General features: G+C 58.4%; 12 protein-coding genes. 8 read left to right on the top strand and 4 right to left on the bottom strand.

All coding sequences use genetic code 11. From position 1 onward, the window contains the following. Window positions 1–138 precede the first annotated feature (138 nt). Complete coding sequence (locus CPter91_RS13185; protein WP_061941043.1) at window positions 139–1,959, top strand: aminopeptidase P family protein; 1,821 nt, start codon at window positions 139–141, stop codon at window positions 1,957–1,959. A gap of 12 nt (window positions 1,960–1,971) precedes the next feature. On the opposite strand, the gene CPter91_RS13180 is transcribed toward CPter91_RS13185, so the two are convergent. Next, window positions 1,972–2,181: a SlyX family protein gene (locus tag CPter91_RS13180; RefSeq protein WP_061946198.1), complete on the bottom strand. Its 210-nt coding sequence runs from the start codon at window positions 2,179–2,181 to the stop codon at window positions 1,972–1,974. 469 nt (window positions 2,182–2,650) lie between these two features. Between CPter91_RS13180 and CPter91_RS13175 the strand changes: the two genes are divergently transcribed. The 4 genes from CPter91_RS13175 (at window position 2,651) to CPter91_RS13160 (ending at window position 8,546) form a co-directional block, all read left to right on the top strand. Continuing rightward, on the top strand, window positions 2,651–4,003 hold the full coding sequence (locus tag CPter91_RS13175; RefSeq protein ID WP_061941041.1) for an MFS family transporter: 1,353 nt from the start codon (window positions 2,651–2,653) through the stop codon (window positions 4,001–4,003). A gap of 84 nt (window positions 4,004–4,087) precedes the next feature. Then, window positions 4,088–5,884 carry a sensor histidine kinase gene (locus CPter91_RS13170; RefSeq protein WP_061941039.1) on the top strand — a complete coding sequence of 599 codons (1,797 nt, stop codon included), beginning with the start codon at window positions 4,088–4,090 and terminating at the stop codon, window positions 5,882–5,884. Further along, window positions 5,884–7,236 (top strand): sigma-54-dependent transcriptional regulator, encoded by a 1,353-nt coding sequence (locus CPter91_RS13165; protein ID WP_061941036.1) that lies wholly within the window; start codon window positions 5,884–5,886, stop codon window positions 7,234–7,236. Before CPter91_RS13170 ends, CPter91_RS13165 begins: the two co-directional genes overlap by 1 nt. Window positions 7,237–7,400: 164 nt before the next feature. Continuing rightward, a complete protein-coding gene (locus tag CPter91_RS13160) occupies window positions 7,401–8,546 on the top strand; it encodes an acyltransferase family protein (protein WP_236905807.1) in 1,146 nt (381 codons plus the stop codon). Window positions 8,547–8,603: 57 nt separating this feature from the next. On the opposite strand, the gene CPter91_RS13155 is transcribed toward CPter91_RS13160, so the two are convergent. Beyond that, entirely contained in the window at window positions 8,604–9,956 is a 1,353-nt protein-coding gene (locus CPter91_RS13155; protein ID WP_150119686.1) for a TCR/Tet family MFS transporter, read from the bottom strand. A 565-nt stretch (window positions 9,957–10,521) separates the two neighbouring features. On the opposite strand from CPter91_RS13155, the gene CPter91_RS13150 reads away from it, so the two are divergent. The 3 genes from CPter91_RS13150 to CPter91_RS13140 all read left to right on the top strand — a co-directional run bounded on the left by CPter91_RS13150 (window position 10,522) and on the right by CPter91_RS13140 (window position 14,979). Next, window positions 10,522–11,451 carry a hypothetical protein gene (locus CPter91_RS13150; RefSeq protein ID WP_205631602.1) on the top strand — a complete coding sequence of 310 codons (930 nt, stop codon included), beginning with the start codon at window positions 10,522–10,524 and terminating at the stop codon, window positions 11,449–11,451. Window positions 11,452–11,768: 317 nt separating this feature from the next. Then, entirely contained in the window at window positions 11,769–12,893 is a 1,125-nt protein-coding gene (locus CPter91_RS13145) for a heavy metal-binding domain-containing protein (RefSeq protein ID WP_061941030.1), read from the top strand. A 121-nt stretch (window positions 12,894–13,014) separates the two neighbouring features. Continuing rightward, on the top strand, window positions 13,015–14,979 hold the full coding sequence (locus CPter91_RS13140; protein ID WP_061941028.1) for an SPFH domain-containing protein: 1,965 nt from the start codon (window positions 13,015–13,017) through the stop codon (window positions 14,977–14,979). Between the two features lie 114 nt (window positions 14,980–15,093). On the opposite strand, the gene CPter91_RS13135 is transcribed toward CPter91_RS13140, so the two are convergent. Then, complete coding sequence (locus tag CPter91_RS13135) at window positions 15,094–16,563, bottom strand: nicotinate phosphoribosyltransferase (protein ID WP_061941025.1); 1,470 nt, start codon at window positions 16,561–16,563, stop codon at window positions 15,094–15,096. Continuing rightward, window positions 16,563–17,426, bottom strand: coding sequence for a ribose-phosphate diphosphokinase (gene prs, locus CPter91_RS13130; protein ID WP_099047198.1), 864 nt, complete (start codon window positions 17,424–17,426; stop codon window positions 16,563–16,565). The genes CPter91_RS13135 and prs overlap by 1 nt, the downstream gene beginning before the upstream one ends. Window positions 17,427–17,622 lie beyond the last annotated feature (196 nt).

The following is a 17,622-nucleotide window of genomic DNA, read 5'->3' as shown; positions in this document are numbered from 1 at the left end:
ACTCGTTTTTTTGATTGTCAGTTGGATAGGGGGCGAGGCCCCGTTTCCCCTTACGCAGTGGTATGCTTGCGTACTTAGCGGTAAGTGACTCTCCATAACCGAATTGTCCCGAATTTTCATTCTGCCCACACATCCACGATGAACTCCCGAACCTTTTCCCAGACTACTGCCGCCCCGCGCATCCAGCTGCTGCGCGATGCCATGAAACGCCACAATGTCGATGCCTGCCTGATTCCGTCGGCTGATCCGCATCTGTCCGAATATCTGCCGGGGCGTTGGAAGGGCCGGGAATGGCTGTCGGGATTCACCGGTTCGGTTGCCAACCTGATCATTACCGCCGATTTCGCCGGCTTGTGGGCGGACAGCCGCTACTGGTCGCAGGCAGAAGCCGAGCTGGCCGGCACCGAGATCGTCCTGATGAAGACGCCGACCGGCAGCAGCTTGCTGCATCTGGAGTGGTTGTCGAGTAATCTGGCGCCAGGGCAGACGCTGGCGGTTGACGCCGCGGTGCTGGGGCTGGCGACGGCGCGCGCGCTGGAACTGGCTTTGGCCAAGGGCGGCAGCAAGCTGCGCACCGATCTCGATGTGCTGGGCGATATCTGGAGCGAACGGCCGGGCTTGCCCATGGCTGAAATCTATCAGCACGATGCTGTCCATGCGCCGCTGACGCGTGCCGCCAAGCTGGAGCAGCTGCGCCAGGCCATGCAGCAGCAGGGCGCCGGCTGGCATTTCATTTCGACCCTGGACGATATTGCCTACCTGTTCAACCTGCGCGGCGCCGACGTCAATTTCAACCCGGTGTTTCTGGCCCATGCATTGATTGGGCCGCAACAAACCACGCTGTTCGTCGCCGACGGCAAAGTGCCGGCGGCCTTGCGCGATCTGCTGCTGCAAGATGGCGTGGCGCTGGCGCCGTATGCGCAAGCTACCGAGGCTTTGGCAACTTTGCCGGCGGATGCCGTGCTGCTGCTCGACCCGCGCCGCGTGACGCTGGGATTGCGGCAGGCGGTTGGCGCCACCGTCAAAGTGGTGGAAGCGATCAATCCGACCACCTTCGCCAAGTCGCGCAAGAGCGCCGCGGAAGTCTCGCATGTGCGCGCCGCCATGGAGCAGGACGGCGCCGCCTTGTGCGAATTCTTCAGCTGGCTGGAGCAGGCCATCGCCAAACGCGAGCAGGAAGCGGTCACCGAGCTGATGGTCGATACCCATATCACGGCAGCGCGGGCACGCCGTCCCGGTTTTGTCAGCCCGAGCTTTGCGACGATCGCCGGCTTTAACGCCAACGGCGCCATGCCGCACTACAAAGCCACTGTGGAATCGCATGCCACCATCAGCGGCGAGGGCTTGCTGCTGATCGATTCCGGCGGCCAGTATGTCGGCGGCACCACCGACATTACCCGCATGGTGCCGGTCGGCCAGCCCTCAGCCGCGCAAAAGCGCGACTGCACGCTGGTGCTGAAAGGCGTGATTGCGCTGTCTTCGGCGCAGTTCCCGCGTTCCGTCAAATCGCCGATGCTGGATGCCATCGCACGCGCGCCGATCTGGGCCGCCGGCATCGACTACGGCCACGGCACCGGCCACGGCGTTGGCTACTTCCTGAATGTACACGAAGGTCCGCAAGTGATTTCCAACAGCGCGGCGCCGGAAGCGCATACCGCCATGGAGGCCGGCATGATCACCTCCATTGAACCGGGCATTTATCGGCCCGGCTGCTGGGGTGTGCGGATTGAGAACCTGGTGCTGAATCAAGAAGCAGAAAGCACCGAGTTCGGCGACTACCTGCGCTTCGAGACCCTGACTCTGTGTCCTATCGATACCCGCTGCCTCGACGCCAGCCTGTTGCGCAGCGACGAAATCGACTGGCTCAATGCCTACCACGCGCAAGTGCGTGAGCGCCTCACGCCGCACGTGCGCGGCGATGCCCTGCAGTGGCTGGAAGAGCGTACCCAGCCGCTGTAAGGCTTGCTCTGATCAGTAATGCGGCGGCCGCTCGTGGGCGGCCTGGCTCGCATTACTGTTGTCGGCGGCATCCTTGATGCGCTGCGCCAGGGCGGCGCACAGTGCTTCCAGCTGGTCTATCTTCAATTGCTGGCGATATACCAGCTTGTTCAACTCATCCAGCAGGTCGTCCTGGCGTGTCAGCTTGATTTCGATGTCGACCATGCGTTCTTCTTGAGTCATAGCGTTTCCTATAGCGTTTTCTTGATTTTTGCAGCGCAGATGGTAGCGCAATAGCGCCCGGCGCATGGCCATATTCGTTGCCGGAGTCCGGACTGGCGGGCGGAAAACCGCAAGCCGGACGGGCGCAATTCCGGGTTTTCGCACAAAAACTATCTGTTGAGCAACATATCGGGGAATAATTTCCCAATAAATCAATCCCTTAGCTTTTCCGCCTGGCTTGGCATGAAGTCTGCAATGGTTTATAGAAAAATATAATCCACAGGAGACAAACATGACCCGCAACATTGCTTTTCCATCGTATATCCGAGCCTGCGCCAGGCAGCTGGCTCGGCGCTGACCCGATCCGTCAATTCCCCCTTTGCTAGTTGTGCCTTCCGAATGGCATGATGTGGCTTGCGCATTAGCACAAGCTGGATCAATACGGCCGTTGCCAGGATTGTACAAAAAACATTAAAACCAGGAGATAACCATGTCCGTGCTTCATCCTTCCGACCCTGCCGCTGCCGCGGATACCCGAAAACGCATTTTCGCCATCGTCGGCGCTTCGTCCGGCAACCTGGTGGAATGGTTCGATTTCTATATTTATTCGTTTTGCGCGATCTATTTTGCGCCGATGTTTTTCCCCAGCAGCAATCCGACCACGCAGCTTGCCAACAGCGCCGCCATCTTCGCCGTCGGCTTCTTCATGCGGCCTATCGGCGGCTGGCTGTTCGGACGCATCGCCGACAAGCACGGCCGCCGCAGCGCCATGATGATCTCGGTGCTGATGATGTGCGGTGGTTCATTGATGATCGCCTGCCTGCCGACATACTCCAGCATCGGCATCGCGGCACCCTTGCTGCTGTTGCTGGCGCGCCTGTTCCAGGGCTTGTCGGTCGGCGGCGAGTACGGCACCAGCGCCACCTATATGAGTGAGGTCGCGCTGGAAGGGCGGCGCGGCTTCTTCGCCTCGTTCCAGTACGTGACCCTGATCGGCGGCCAGCTGCTGGCGGTGCTGGCGCTGGTGATCCTGCAACAGCTGCTGACCTCGGAGCAGCTGCATGCCTGGGGCTGGCGCATTCCCTTCGTGCTGGGCGCGCTGGCGGCCTTGATCGCCCTGTACCTGCGCAAATCCCTGAGCGAAACCTCGACCGCCGAGACCCGCAAGAACAAGGATGCCGGTACCCTGGCCGGGCTGATGAAGCATAAGCGCGCATTCCTGACGGTGGTCGGCTTCACCGCCGGCGGCTCGCTGATTTTCTACACGTTTACCACCTATATGCAGAAATACCTGGTCAATACCGCCGGCATGAGCGCCAAGACCGCCAGCACGGTCATGACCGCGACGCTGTTCGTCTACATGGTGATGCAGCCGCTGTTCGGCATGCTGTCCGATCGCATTGGCCGCCGCACCTCGATGCTGTGGTTTGGCGCCCTGGCTACGGTCGCCACCGTGCCTATCCTGCATGCGCTGAAAGACGTGACCAGTCCGTATGCAGCATTCGGGCTGGTGATCCTGGCGCTGGCCATCGTCAGCTTCTATACCTCCATCAGCGGCCTGATCAAGGCTGAAATGTTCCCTGCGGAAGTGCGCGCGCTGGGTGTCGGCCTGTCGTATGCGGTCGGCAATGCGCTGTTCGGCGGCACTGCCGAATATGTGGCGCTGGAGCTGAAAGGGCTGGGCGCCGAATCCACTTTCTACTGGTACGTATCGGCCATGTGCGCCATCGCCTTCGTGGTCGCCTACAAGATGCGCGATCCCAGCAAGGAAGGCTATCTCAAGGATGTCGCGCTGGACACCCACAAACACATGCCGGAAGGCGCGGCGGCGGCGCCACGTTGAAGTGCCGGCAGCGACGGCCGGCAAGGCGCCGTCGCTGCTTGCTTCCTGTTGGCTGCCAGTCGCGATTAACCTGTGGGTGCCGTCATGAAATTGAAAAAGCCGTTGTTGTTGCCGGCGCTGGCGCTGATTGCTGCGCTGGCGGTGCTGGTCACTACTTATGTAATGGCGGCCAGGAAAGCCAGCAACGACATCAGCGAAGCCAGCGAACGCCAGCTGCAGATCATCGCGCTGGACCTGGAATCGGTGCTGCAGAAATTCGAAACCCTGCCGTTTGCGCTGGGTTTTCAATCGGATGTATTGCAGGCGCTGGCGCACCCTGACGACCGGCAGAACATCCAGAACCTCAACCAGGCCTTGGAACTGATACAGCGGCAGTCGAAAGTGGTGGCGATCTTCATGCTGGACCGCAATGGCATGACGCTGGCGTCCAGCAACTGGGACAGCGGCACATCGTTTGTCGGCAGGGATTTCGGTTTTCGTCCGTATTTCCGGGAAGCGATCAAAGGCAATCCCGGCCGCTTTTACGGCATCGGCAACACCACCAATATTCCAGGCTATTTTCTGGCCCAGCCGATCTACGCCAGCGCCGCCGAGCATGGCGACAAGGCAGTGCTGGGCGTGATGGCGATCAAGATCGACCTGACCGAATTCGAGCACACCTGGCGCAGCAGCGAAGAGCCGATCACGCTGGTCGACAGCAGCGGCGTGGTGTTCCTCAGCAACCGTCCGGCCTGGAAGTATCACAGCCTGTACTCGCTGGACGGCCAGGTGCAGCAGAACCTGGCTGGCACCCACCAGTATGCCGACCAGGCCATCACGCCGGTAAGTTCCTTGCCGAAGCCGCAAAGGGCAGAGTTCGGCCAGCATGTGACGCGCAATATCGGCCGCCTCGGCTGGCAGCTGATGCTGTTCCCGTCGCAGGCGCGCATCGCCCGCATCGCTTTGCTGTGGACCATGGCGGCAGCACTGCTGCTGGCGATCGCGGCGATTTCCCTGTGGGCCGTATACCAGCGCCGGCGGCGCCTGGAAGAACGCCTGACTTCGGCCGAATACCTGGACCGCACGATTGCCCAGAGAACTCAGGAACTGATGGTGGCGAACCATACGCTGGAGGCGAAGTACGCCAAGCTGCAGGAAACCGAGCACTTGCTGCGTTCGACCCAGAACAAGCTGATCCAGGCCGGCAAGCTGGCCATGCTGGGGCAGATGGCGGCAGGTATCGCGCACGAACTGAACCAGCCGCTGGCGGCGATCCGCGCCTTTGCCGACAACGCCATCACCTTCCTCTCGCGCGAGCAGCGCGACAAGGCCGTGGAAAACCTCGGCCATATCAGCAATGCCAGCGCCCGCATGGGCAAGATCGTCGGCCAGCTCAACGGTTTTTCCAGGAAGAGCCATGAAGCGGTAGCGGTGATCGACTTGTCGAAATCGATTGAAGCGGCCGCGCTGTTGCTGAGCAATGAATTCCAGACCCATGGCGCCAGCTTGCGCATCGATATCCGCGAAGAGGCCCAAGTGGTGGGCGATTCGGTACGTACCGAGCAAGTGTTGATCAACCTGTTGCGCAATGCGCTAGACGCGGTGGATAATGCCGGGCAAAAAAACGTCTCGCTGGAACTGGAGCGCGATGCCGGCGATGCCGTGATCCGCATCCGCGATTCCGGGCCGGGCATTCCAGCCCAGGTCGCCCTGCATCTGTTCGAGCCGTTCTTCACTACCAAGCCTTCCGGCAAGGGGCTTGGCCTGGGCCTGGCGATTTCATCGTCCATCGTGCAAGCGATGAACGGCCGCCTGACCGCGAATAATCACAGCGAAGGCGGCGCCGAATTCGTGCTGCGCATCCCTTTGCTGGAAACGCTAGATAAAACCATGGAAGCATGATGGAGATGACTGCAGCAGCGCCGCAAGCGGTATTGATCGAAGATGAGCAGTCGGTGCGGGAAGCGATTGCGCAGACACTGGAACTGGGCGGCTTTACCGTGCATGTCTGCGGCAGCGTGGAGCAGGCGCAGGCTTGGTTGACGCCGGGCTTTGCCGGCGTCATCGTCACCGATGTGCGCCTGCCCGGCCGCTCCGGCCTGGAGCTGCTGACCCAGGTGGTGACGCTGGATCCGGATCTGCCGGTGATCGTGGTCACCGGCCACGGCGACGTCAGCATGGCAGTCGACGCCATGCGCGCCGGCGCCTACGATTTCATCGAAAAGCCGTTCGGCGCTGAACGCTTGCTGGAAACCGCACACCGGGCCCAGGAAAAGCGCAGCCTGATTCTGGAAAACCGGCGCCTCAAGGCGGCCTGGGTGGCGCACCCTGACATGCCCAGCCTGATCGGGCAGTCGGCGGCGATCGAGCGGGTCAGGACCATGATCCGCAGCGTCGGCCCGACCATGGTCGATATCCTGATCAACGGCCAGACCGGCAGCGGCAAGGAAGTGGTGGCGCGCCAGCTGCACCTGGCCAGCGGCCGCCAAGGGCCGTTTGTCGCGATCAACTGCGGCGCCTTGCCGGAAGCCGTCTTTGAAAGCGAGATTTTCGGTCACGAAGCAGGGGCTTTCACCAGCGCGCAGAAGCGCCGCATCGGCAAGCTGGAATACGCCAAGGGCGGCACGGTTTTCCTCGACGAAATCGAATCGATGCCGCTGGCCCTGCAAGTGAAGCTGCTGCGCGTGCTGCAGGAGCGCAAGCTGGAACGCCTGGGCGGCAACGAAGCGATCGCCATCGACTGCCGCGTTATCGCCGCCAGCAAGGCCAACCTGCTGCAGATGAGCGCGCAGGGTAGCTTCCGCGAAGACTTGTATTACCGCATCGGCGTGGTCAGCATTGACCTGCCGCGCCTGAACGAACGGCGCGAAGACATCCCCTTGCTGCTGGCGCATTTCATCCAGGGTGCGGCGCTGCGTTACCAGCGGCCCTTGCCGCAATGGAGCCTGGCGCAGATGGCGCAGTGGCAGACCCGCGACTGGCCCGGCAACGTGCGCGAGCTGCGCAATTTCGCCGACCGCCTGGTGCTGGGCGTGGCGGAAGGTGTGGCGGAGCCGGCCCTCGGCGCCAGCGCCGACTTGCCGCCGGGCGCTTCGCTGCCGCAGCAGCTGGAAGTCTACGAGCGGATGCTGATCGCCGAAATGCTGGAGGCCAGCAATGGCAACGTTGCCGGCGCCGCCGACCGCCTCGGCCTGCCGAAGAAAACCCTGTACGACAAAATCAAAAAATATCAGTTGTCGCCAGGGAAGGGCTGACGGCGCATGACGATCCTCATGTCGTCCGTCTACATAGTTGAACGAACGACATGATTCGGCTATGTAGAAGATGTCAAGCCCCTCAAGTGTTACAAAACGATATTCCGCTGGACAAGCGCGAGTGAATGTTTATCATTGGCATCTTTTTTAACATGGATGTAATAATGAGCGTTTCACCGCAGCCTCCAAGCTCATCCTACGTACCTGACCGCAATTCCAATTTCCAATTCGGCTTCATCGACCTGTTGAAGGTAGTCGCAGCGCAACTGATCGTCCTGCATCACCTGGCGTTCTACGGTCCCATGGCCGATTACGTGCGGCCGGTGGCGCCGACCCTGATCGGCTGGCTGGATACCTACGCCCGCATCGCGGTGCAGGTGTTCCTGGTGGTCGGCGGTTTCCTCGCCGCCAAGTCGCTCTCGCCGCAGGGCAATTCCGGCGTTGCCGATCCCTTGCGCGTGCTGTGGCGGCGCTACATGAAGCTGGTGCCGCCGTTCCTGGTGGCGACCGCCCTGGCAGTCGGGGCTTCGGCCTGGGCTGCGATGTGGATGAGCCATTATTCGATCTCGGCCATGCCGACCGCGCTGCAGCTGGCCGCGCATGCGCTGCTGCTGCATACGGTGCTCGGCTATGAATCGATCTCGGCCGGCGCCTGGTACATCGCCATCGATTTCCAGCTGTATGCCTTGCTGACCATGCTGCTGTGGTTCACCGGCAGCATCGCCAGCCGTCGCTCGGCGCCGTGGCTGGCGCCGGTACTGGTAGTGATCGGGATGACGGCTTCGCTGCTGTACTTTAACCGCGACGCCGCCTGGGACGCCTGGGCGCCTTACTTTTTCGGCAGCTACGGACTGGGCATCATTGCCTGGTGGGCGCGCGATCTCAGCCGCCGTCCGGCGGTGGTGGCCTTGCTGCTGGGGGCGATCGTGCTGCCGGCCGTGTGCGCGCTGGCAGTCGATTTCCGCACCCGCATCGCGGTAGCGCTGATCGTCGCCTGCGCACTGGTGCTGGTGAGCCGGCGCGGCATGCTGATGTCGCGTCAGCGGCTGTCCTGGATCCGCGCCTTCGGACGCATTTCCTATTCCATTTTCCTGGTGCATTTCCCGGTGTGCCTGGTCATCAATGCCGCCTTCGCCCGTTTCGTGCCGCCGCAGCCGCTGTTCCAGGCTATCGGCATGCTGCTGGCCTGGGCTGCCAGCCTGGCCGCCGGCGCGCTTTTCTACCGCTGGGTAGAGATTCCCTTGAGCCGCTTGGCAGCGCGTGCATCCGGTCAACGCATGACTTTGCCCGCCGCGGCGGCAACGGCGTAAATCCGGCGCCTGGCGTCGCCGCCGGATAGCAGCGGCGATGCCAGCCAATTCCTTCGATTACATGGTTTCTTCGGTTTGCCGCGGGCTGGCAGCCGCTTGATGTTCCGCGCGCGCGTGGCGCTGCCGCCGGAAGTGCAGGAACGCCAGCACCAGCGCAATCAATTGCAGCGCCGCGCAAAAATAAAACGGCGTGCCGATGCGCCAGTCGTCTTTCGGCAAATGTGAAACGGCGCCTAGCAGAGGCGCAGCGATCATAGGCGCGATCACCGCCATCAGGCTGTTTAGCGAACTGACCGCACCCAGTGTCTGGCCCTGGCTATGCGAATCGACCGCGCTGGAAATGATGCTCTGGATCGAGGCATTGACCGTGGCACCGAAGATATTCGCAAAAATCACTGCATACATCATCCAGGCATGGCTGGCGGCGCCCCACAGCAGGTAGGCGGCGGTGGACGACACCAGGCCGATGACCGCCAGCCGCTGCGGACTGAAGCGCTTCAGCAGCGGTCCCAGCAGCACTCCCTGCACCAGCACCGACATGATGCCAACCGCCGCCAGCGACTGGCCGTTTTCCAACGGTCCCCAGCCGAACTTGAAGGTGGTGTACAGCACCCAGATGGTGAACAGCATGAATTGCGCCAGGCCGTTGCAGGCGATCACCGCCACCAGCGGGCCGACCGTCTTCAGGCGCGACAAGGCTTGCAGCGAGGTCAGCGGATTGGCAAATTTCCAGCTGAAGGCGCGGCGCCGCTCGAGCGGCAGCGATTCAGGCAGGACGAAATAGCCATAGGCCAGGTTGGTCAGCGCCAGGCTGCCGGCGACGATGAACGGCAGCCGCAAATCGATCGCGCCCAGCAAGCCGCCCATCACCGGCCCGATGATGAAGCCGACTCCGAACATGGCGCCGATCATGCCGAAGCGCTTGGCGCGCTGTTCCGGCGGCGTGATATCGGCGACATAGGCATTGCATACCGCCGCATTCGCCTGCATCGCGCCGCCCACCAGGCGCACCACGATCAGTATCCACAGCGCGGTGGCAAAAGCCGTGGCGAAAAAATTCAGCGCCAGCCCGCAGAATCCCAACAGCAAGACCGGCCGCCGGCCGTAGTTGTCAGACAGCGCGCCGAGGATAGGCGAACCGAAAAAATTGGCAAGACCGAAGGCAAACGCTACGGCGCCGTACCAGAAGGCCTGGTCGGCATGGCTGCCGGTGAACTGGCCGACCAGCGCCGGCAGCACCGGCACAATCAGGCCGATAGAAATCATGTCGATCAACACCGTGAGCATGATGAAGGGCATCGCAGCCTCACGGGCGCGATGCTGGGGCGGGGTGGTGGTGTCGGTCACGCTGTGCTGCTCCGGTAGGTGGTTTTTGCTGGTCGCGGCGTTCAGGGATTGCCTGATTGCCATTCGACATCATATCGAAAAATACGATGCGGTGGCCCGGGTTTATCCGAGGGCTGCGAGAGCAGGTTTCATGCTTGGGTGGGATTGCGTTTCTGTTGCTGGACGAGCGGGGTTGAGTGTCCTGGGCCTTGGGCCTTCAGAGGCGCATTCGATTGCATTATTCCTACGCCATTTCATGCTGAAAATCCAACTCCGATTATCGCTCGTTGCTAATTGGCAACGCAACTGTCAATTCTTCCAGTATGTACATTTGGTAACACTTTTTCATTATCAAGACGATATGTTGCTGTGTAGTATCCGCTCTCAGTCGTATCAAGAAAATAATACAAATGCTTACACGGGGAGTGCTATGGGGATGGCCGGAGGAGTTGCCGGCTGTGGCGCCAACAGAAAAAAAGCAACTTGTTAGCGAGCTGTCTGTATTGATCCAATTGATACCCCATGTAGTTCAATTTATTGAAATTCAATTGCAAAGGTTATTCATGAAGATATTTCCATGTACCGTTACCCTCTTGACCTTGGCGCTGGCGGCAGCTCCTCAGGGACAGCTGCGCCGAGCACGCCGGCCGTGAGCGCAGCCCAAAAAAGCTATGAAAGCGTGGCGCTTTCTGGCAACGGTGGTTTGCACTATCTGACGGGCAGTCTTGGATATTCCAGTTCGTCTTCCGGTGTACTTTCGATCAATCCCGGCAGTTCCTTTTATACGGACGATTCAAGCATCCCGCAGAGTCCGGCCAATGGCCCGCAGCCGGTTTCCGTGGCGTATACCTCTGCAGCCAAGACCCTGCCGCTGCCGACATTGAGCGGCGGCGCTCGCTATCTGATCAACGGGACTGTTTATGTTGCCGCCTTTCCAGCCCAAGCCCAGGTCAGCTACTCAGGCAATAATGTCCTGGAAAGCTATCTTGCGACCGACGGCAAGACAGTGATCCGCGCGTTCCTGGGTACGAGCTACACCTCCACGGCGCTGTCGGGCTTGATAAGCAGCTCGCCTGCCGAACTTTTCAGCGGCAGCCTGCTTGGGCTGATCACCAATACCATCAATGGCGCTTCGCTGTATAACCAGCAAGCCAGCTGGCAACCCGGCTCGGCTTACCTGAAAGTGGTCCGGCAGTATTCCGGCGACACGCTGTTTGTCGGCGATTGCGGCGTGGCGACTACCGGACCGAACATCACGCCGTGCTCGACCACGGTTGCGGCCCTGGAGGGCTGGTTCCCGCGCGTGAGCACTACCGATGGCGTGACTTACCAGCTCGGCGATGGTCAGATCGTGACGTTGGCGGGTGTCCGTGCCTGGGTCGCCAACATCGCCCTGAAAACGGCGGTTCCGCAATACCGTGTCTATTATCAAAGCAATGGCGCTATCTATAGTGGCTTATTGACGAAGGACGGAACGCCGTTGCAAACATCAGCGCTCGGTTCCAGCACAGCGCAGAATTTTTATATTTTCCTGAACAATGCAGCACTGCAGTCGGTCAAGTCGGCACTCAATTTCTAAAAGTACAATTTGACGGCAAGGCGAATGACTACAGACGGTGTCATTCGCCTGCTCCAAGCTGGATTGGAACAAGTCGCTCTGTTCATCCTTCGCACCATTATTTCAGGTCGGAACAGGTCCAGAAATATCTCCGCTGAATATCAGTAATTCACGCCACCCTGGCTGAAGAAACACTCCAATCGCAACCCTCCGAAATCAGTAGCAAGTGCCCAGTTTAAGGTTCAGAATCATTTCGTCCCCGGTGCATTTCTCCGGATATCCGGAGCGAATCGCTGGACATTCAGTTGGACATTTATCGTCGAAAAAAAGGAAGGCGTATGGCTAAAGTAACTGGTTTATCCGGGAATGAAATTTTCTGCCTGGCGTTAAAGAATTATTCGGCAGGCGAGATTGTGGTCGGCAACAGCGTCAACTCGATGGGCTTCCTCGGTAGCATGGGCGCCGGCCTGAAAAACATGTTGGGCGGGGAGATCACGCAAGTCACCGCGGCGATCCACGAAGGCCGTGCAAATGCCTTCGAGCGCATGAGCAAGGAAGCCAGGCAAGAGGGCGCGGCCGGCGTAGCGGGGGTGTCCAGCGAGCTGCGCTCGTTCAGCGGCAGCACCGAATTCCTGTTTGTCGGTTCATGCGTACATGCGAAGGGCCTGGCGGGACGCTTCTTCACCAGCGCCGGCGATGCACAGGAACTGTACTGCCACATGGATGCCGGCTACGTGCCGCTACAGCATGCATTCGGCAATATCGCGTATTCGATGGGCGTCGGCGGCGGCATCATGGGATCGCTCAAAACCCTGGTGCGCGGCGAGATTGCGGAGTACAGCAATATCTTCAATGCGACCCGCCACAAAGCGCTTGAGCGACTGGTCGCGCAAGCCAAGGCGGACGGCGCCAATGCCGTGGTCGGCATCCGCACCACCATCCTGCCATGGATGGGCACCCATGAAATGTTGATGGCCGGCACCGCATCGCGCCACAGCGCGCTGCCTGCCAGCGCCGACAGCAATCCGGTCACCAGCGACCTCACCGGCGAAGAACTGTGGGCCATGACCAGCCTCGGCTATGCGCCGGTCAAGCTGCTGATGTCGACCTCGATCTATTCGCTCGGCGTGGTGGGTGGTTTCATGGCCGCTTTCAAGTCCTTTACCAAGGGCGAGATCAGCGATTTGACGACACTGATCCACGATGCCAGAGAGATTGCGATCGACCGCCTGAAGAACGAAGCCGATGCGCTGGGCGCGGAAGAAGTGGTGGGGGTCAAAACCTATATCGCCGAAATCGGCAATGGTTTGGTGGAATTCATGGCAATCGGCACCGCGGTCAAGAAAATGCCTGGTTTTTCAGTCCAGACCGCAGCGCTGCCGGCGCAGGCGATTATCCGCGACAAGGATACCTGGATCGACGGCGATTTCGGCTTCTCACTGGATCGCGGCGCCAACTCCTGACGGGCCCAGCCCCCATATCGTCATCAAAAACACTTTTTGCTATGACACTCTGGCTGGAAAATCGCCGGCAGACGCGCGGCGACAGGGAACGTAGCACTCAAAAATAAAAGAAAGAAACGACATGTTGAATCTGATCTCAAGCCTGGGATGGTTTCCCACGGTGCTTATCATTGTGGTGGCTGCGGCCATCTTGCTGGCCATATTTCTGTCGGTATCGGGCATCATCCGCTATATCCCGAACGACAGGATAGGCGTGGTTGAAAAACTCTGGAGTTCCAGCGGCTCGGTGAAAGCCGGCCTGCTGGCCCTGCATGGCGAAGCTGGCTTGCAGCCCGACCTGCGCCGCGGCGGCTTCCATTTCTTTGCGCCGTTCCAGTTCCGTGTCCACATCCATCCGATGGTGTCGGTCACCCAGGGCCGCATCGGCTATGTCTTTGCGCGTGACGGCATCGACCTGCCGGCCGGACAGACGCTGGCCGACAACGCCAAGGTGGAAGACTTCCGCGATGTCCGCTCCTTCCTCGAAGGCGGCGGCCAGAAAGGACCGCAGCGCAAGATCCTGCGCGAAGGCACGCACATCATCAACCCGGCGCTGTTTGTGGTGATGACTGAAGAAGCGACTTATTCGCTGTCGCTGGATGCCCAGGAAAAAGCCTATTACGAGCAGATGCGGGGAGTGCTCGACGAGCGCAGCGGCTTTACGCCGGTGGTGCTGAAGGAAGTGGCCGGCACCCACGATTCCGACCAGCTGGCCATCGTCACGGTGCAGGATGGCCCCGGCCTGCCCAAGGACGAGTTACTGGCGCCGGACGTCGGCGACAGCCACAACTCCTTCCAGGAACCGGAAAAATTCCTCGCCGCCGGCGGCCAGCGCGGGCGCCAGGAACGGGTGCTGGTGGAGGGCACGTATTACATCAACCGCCTGTTTGCCACGGTTGAACTGATCAAGAAGACCATCATCCCGGTCGGCTACGTCGGCGTGGTGGTGTCCTATACCGGGCGCAAAGGTTCCGACCTGTCCGGCAAGGAATACAGCCATGGCGAGCTGGTCGAAAGCGGTTGCCGCGGCGTCTGGCGCGATCCTTTGATGCCGGGGAAATACGCATTCAACACCTACGCCGGCAAGATCGAGCTGGTGCCGACCACCAACTTCGTGCTGATGTGGAAGTCCGGCGAAAGCGGCTCCAGCTTCGACAGCAACCTGCGTGAGATCACCTTGATTACCAAGGATGCGTTCGAGCCGCAGTTGCCCTTGTCGGTGGTGGTGCATATCGACTACCGCAAGGCGCCGATGGTGGTGCAGCGCTTCGGCAATGTCGCCCAGTTGGTGGAACAGACGCTGGATCCGATGGTGTCCTCGTATTTCAAGAACGTCTCGCAAACCAAGACCTTCATCGAGCTGATCCAGTCGCGCAGTGAACTGCAAGGCAATGCTTCAGCCGACATGAAAGAGCGCTTCCAGGCCTATTCGCTGGAATTCCAGGAAGTCCTGATCGGTACGCCGAAGCCGCAGCCGGGCGACACCAAGATCGAAAACATCATGGCCCAGCTGCGCGATCGCCAGATCGCCCGCGAACAGGTGGAAACCTTTGCCCAAAAGCAGATCGCCGCCGACAAGGAGCGCGAGCTCAACGAGGCGGAGCAGCGTGCCTCCAAGCAGAAGGAATTGACCGGTTCGCTGGTGGATATCTCGATCAAGGAAAACCAAGGTTCCGCCAATGTCAAGGCGGCAGAAAAGAAGCGCCAGGAAATCGAAGCGCTGGCCCATGCCGAGAAGTTCAAGCAGGAAATGGAGGGCTCCGGCCGCGCGTCCGCCATCCGCTCGGTCGGTGAAGCCGAAGCATCGGCGATCAAGGCCAAGTCGGAAGCGATGCAAGGCGAGGGCGCAGACAAGCAGCTGATGCAAACCGTGATGCTGCGCCTGGCGGAAGCGTTTGAAACCTCCAAGGTGCCGCTGGTGCCGCAGATCCAGATGGGCGGTGGCGGCGATACCAATGCCTTCAATACGCTGCTGTCGCTGATGGGTTCGCTCAAGGCCGGCGAGCTGGCGCAGTCGCTGAAGCAGGATCAGGCGCCACGCGTTTAACGGATACTGATTCAAATTTGGCCTGACGGCGAGTGTCGGGTCAGATTTGGATTCGCGCCTTGCGTTTTTGGCAGGAACCCGCCAATAGCGCAAGGCCGAAAGCGTTTGTCAAACTTAAATCGTGGCTGCCAAACGCTCCCGAATCTCAGTGAGGCTTACCTCGTTGAGTAATTTTCCATTCTCAAACACGGGAACAAATTCGCAGTTATTGACTTCATTCCAGCTCACTTGGTCCTTCAGATAAAATTCGCCTTGATCATTTTTGTAGACTGCTACCAGGCCTTTGGCTGAATTCTTGGTGCCATCCCCCGTTTTGGGCGCCTTGAAAATTTCACGATCTTCACCAGAAATCTTGGCGAAAGTCGCTTTAACGGCGAAACCATCAGTATCGCGAGTTACGTATTGATAAGTGTAACTGCCAATGCCGAAAACCACATTGGTTGAGGCAAATCCTTTGGCTTTGAGCCCTGCACAAATTGCCATGGCGCGCTCAATAGTGATGGAGTCGCCATAAATCAATCCGACATGGGGATCCAGAATCTTGTAGCCTTGCTTGGTTTCGCTGCCGCCAAACACTTCCCACAAACATTCAATAGCGCCTTTGTATTCCGGCGAGCCGATTTCGGCATCAGCATCGCCACAAATCATTTTGACTGGACAGCCGGTGTCAGGACGAAACACGACTTTTCCATCGCGCGCGAGAATCTGCTCTTTAAGTTTGACGGTAAAATCCGTCATCACTTGCCAGAAATCCCAGGAATCCGACACGATACTAACGATCCCAGCCGGATAGATGTCCTGAATCAAGCGCCGGAAGGTTTCAAGTTCATTATCCATGCCGCCGGCGCACATGACTGAATGCTCGGTTGCTGCAACACTGCCGCCAACCAGTTCCAGATCGCTATTGGCGCCGTAAAAATCTTCCAGAAAATCGATGGCAGGAATGGTGTCTGTGCCTGTAAAGCTCAATAAATGCGCGGCGCCGCTCATTGCGGCTGCTTCAGCGCCATACATGCCGCGGAAGCTGAAGTCGTGTCCTTGCCAATTCACGAACTCGATGCTGCCATCGGTTTCCAGCGCGTAAGCTGTCAGTATCTTTTTGTATTGATGCGCGGTAGTGGCACTGGTGCACATGCCCCATACATTGGTCGAGAGAATGGTCTCCAGATAATTGGTGAGCCAGAAAAACCGCTCGTCCGTATTGAAAATCACAAGACATGGCACTCTTAACGAGTAAACCGAACCCTCGGGCAACGCCATGATTTTTATAGGCAGATAGCCCAGGTCGTGCAGATCCGCAATGTGCTGCGTGCCGACATTATTCGGGCCCAGATAGTTATTTATGCGACGAGAAAATCGACGGATGACTTCGTCTTTTGGCCGTTTAAAAAAATCTTCTTCCCAGCTTTTGATTAAAAAACTTTTTATAAAGTACTGTAATCCAAAAAAAACCAGATGATCAGTGTATTCGCGACGAGTTGTCCTAGCAGTCAAATTGCTGAATACAATTTCAGTATTGTCGGGATATTGACGGCGATGATCGACTTTGTAGCCGTCGATTGCGGTGGCGGGATTCAATTTCATTATTTTTCTCCTTGCGCTGGCATAAATTGCCAAATATTTTTTACATTTAAAAATTCCGAAGCGACAAAGCCTGGCAAGCTGTCGGTGGTGTATATCGCATCAATGCCGCTTTCCATCAATTTTTTCTCGTCGGCGGTGCCTTCATAGTGAGACACAAGCAAGATGATTTCTTTGCAGTTTTTGGTCTTCAGCTTTTTCGCCAATTCGATGAAAGTCCTGCCGCCGGCACAAATGTCATCGACAATCACTGCCGTCTTCCCACTTAAATCGTCGCAATAAATCTCTGTGCCGATAATTGCCCCATTCCGTACGTCGCGAATTTTGTCCGCCCTGATCACCGGCAATCCGTCAAGTTGGCCAGATAATTCAAAGATTTTTTTATTCGAACCGGCATCTGGCGACACCAGAATGAAATCTGATCGCAAGTCATTCACGACGTCTCTGACAAACTGATGGTTCTTGACTACCTGGACGTTATCCACGAGGGCAACGACCACGTCACTGTGGGGATCAAAAATGCACACCTTTTGATAATGCTGTTGATTGATCAAATCAGCGTAGACCTTCACCGACAGTGGTTCGCCAGAATTGCAAACGCGGTCTTGCCTTGCACCTGGAAAATAAGGGATACATAAATCGATCACATTTGCGCCCTGGCGGCGAAGTGCATCGGTCAGCAGCAAGAGCTGAATGAGCGATTGATCCCCGCTGTAGCGAAACATGATTTGGACATGGGAACTGCTGGGCGCCAAAATTTGAAGGTGATTTTCACCGCTCTTGAATTGAAAATGCTTGAACGAATCTTCAGCTGGTTGAGGATTCGGCAAAAAATAACGATGATTGCTTGTAGCGTGGCTGTCCATTTGCTGACCCTGTCTTGAAGTAATCAGAGCGCAGTCAACTCTTGCTCGTTTGACTATGCTTTCTTTAGTTTTATCGAGGGGTGGATAAAACATGAATAGATATTAATGTCTGTGGGACACAAAGTAAAGTGAAATTTAGCAACTTTTAGCGGGTCACCATTTATGCTATAAAGAAAATGTCCCAAAGACATAAAAA

Origin of the sequence: Collimonas pratensis (assembly GCF_001584185.1) — a bacterium.
Taxonomy (GTDB): domain Bacteria; phylum Pseudomonadota; class Gammaproteobacteria; order Burkholderiales; family Burkholderiaceae_D; genus Collimonas; species Collimonas pratensis.
This window is presented reverse-complemented; position numbering and strand designations above follow the sequence as displayed.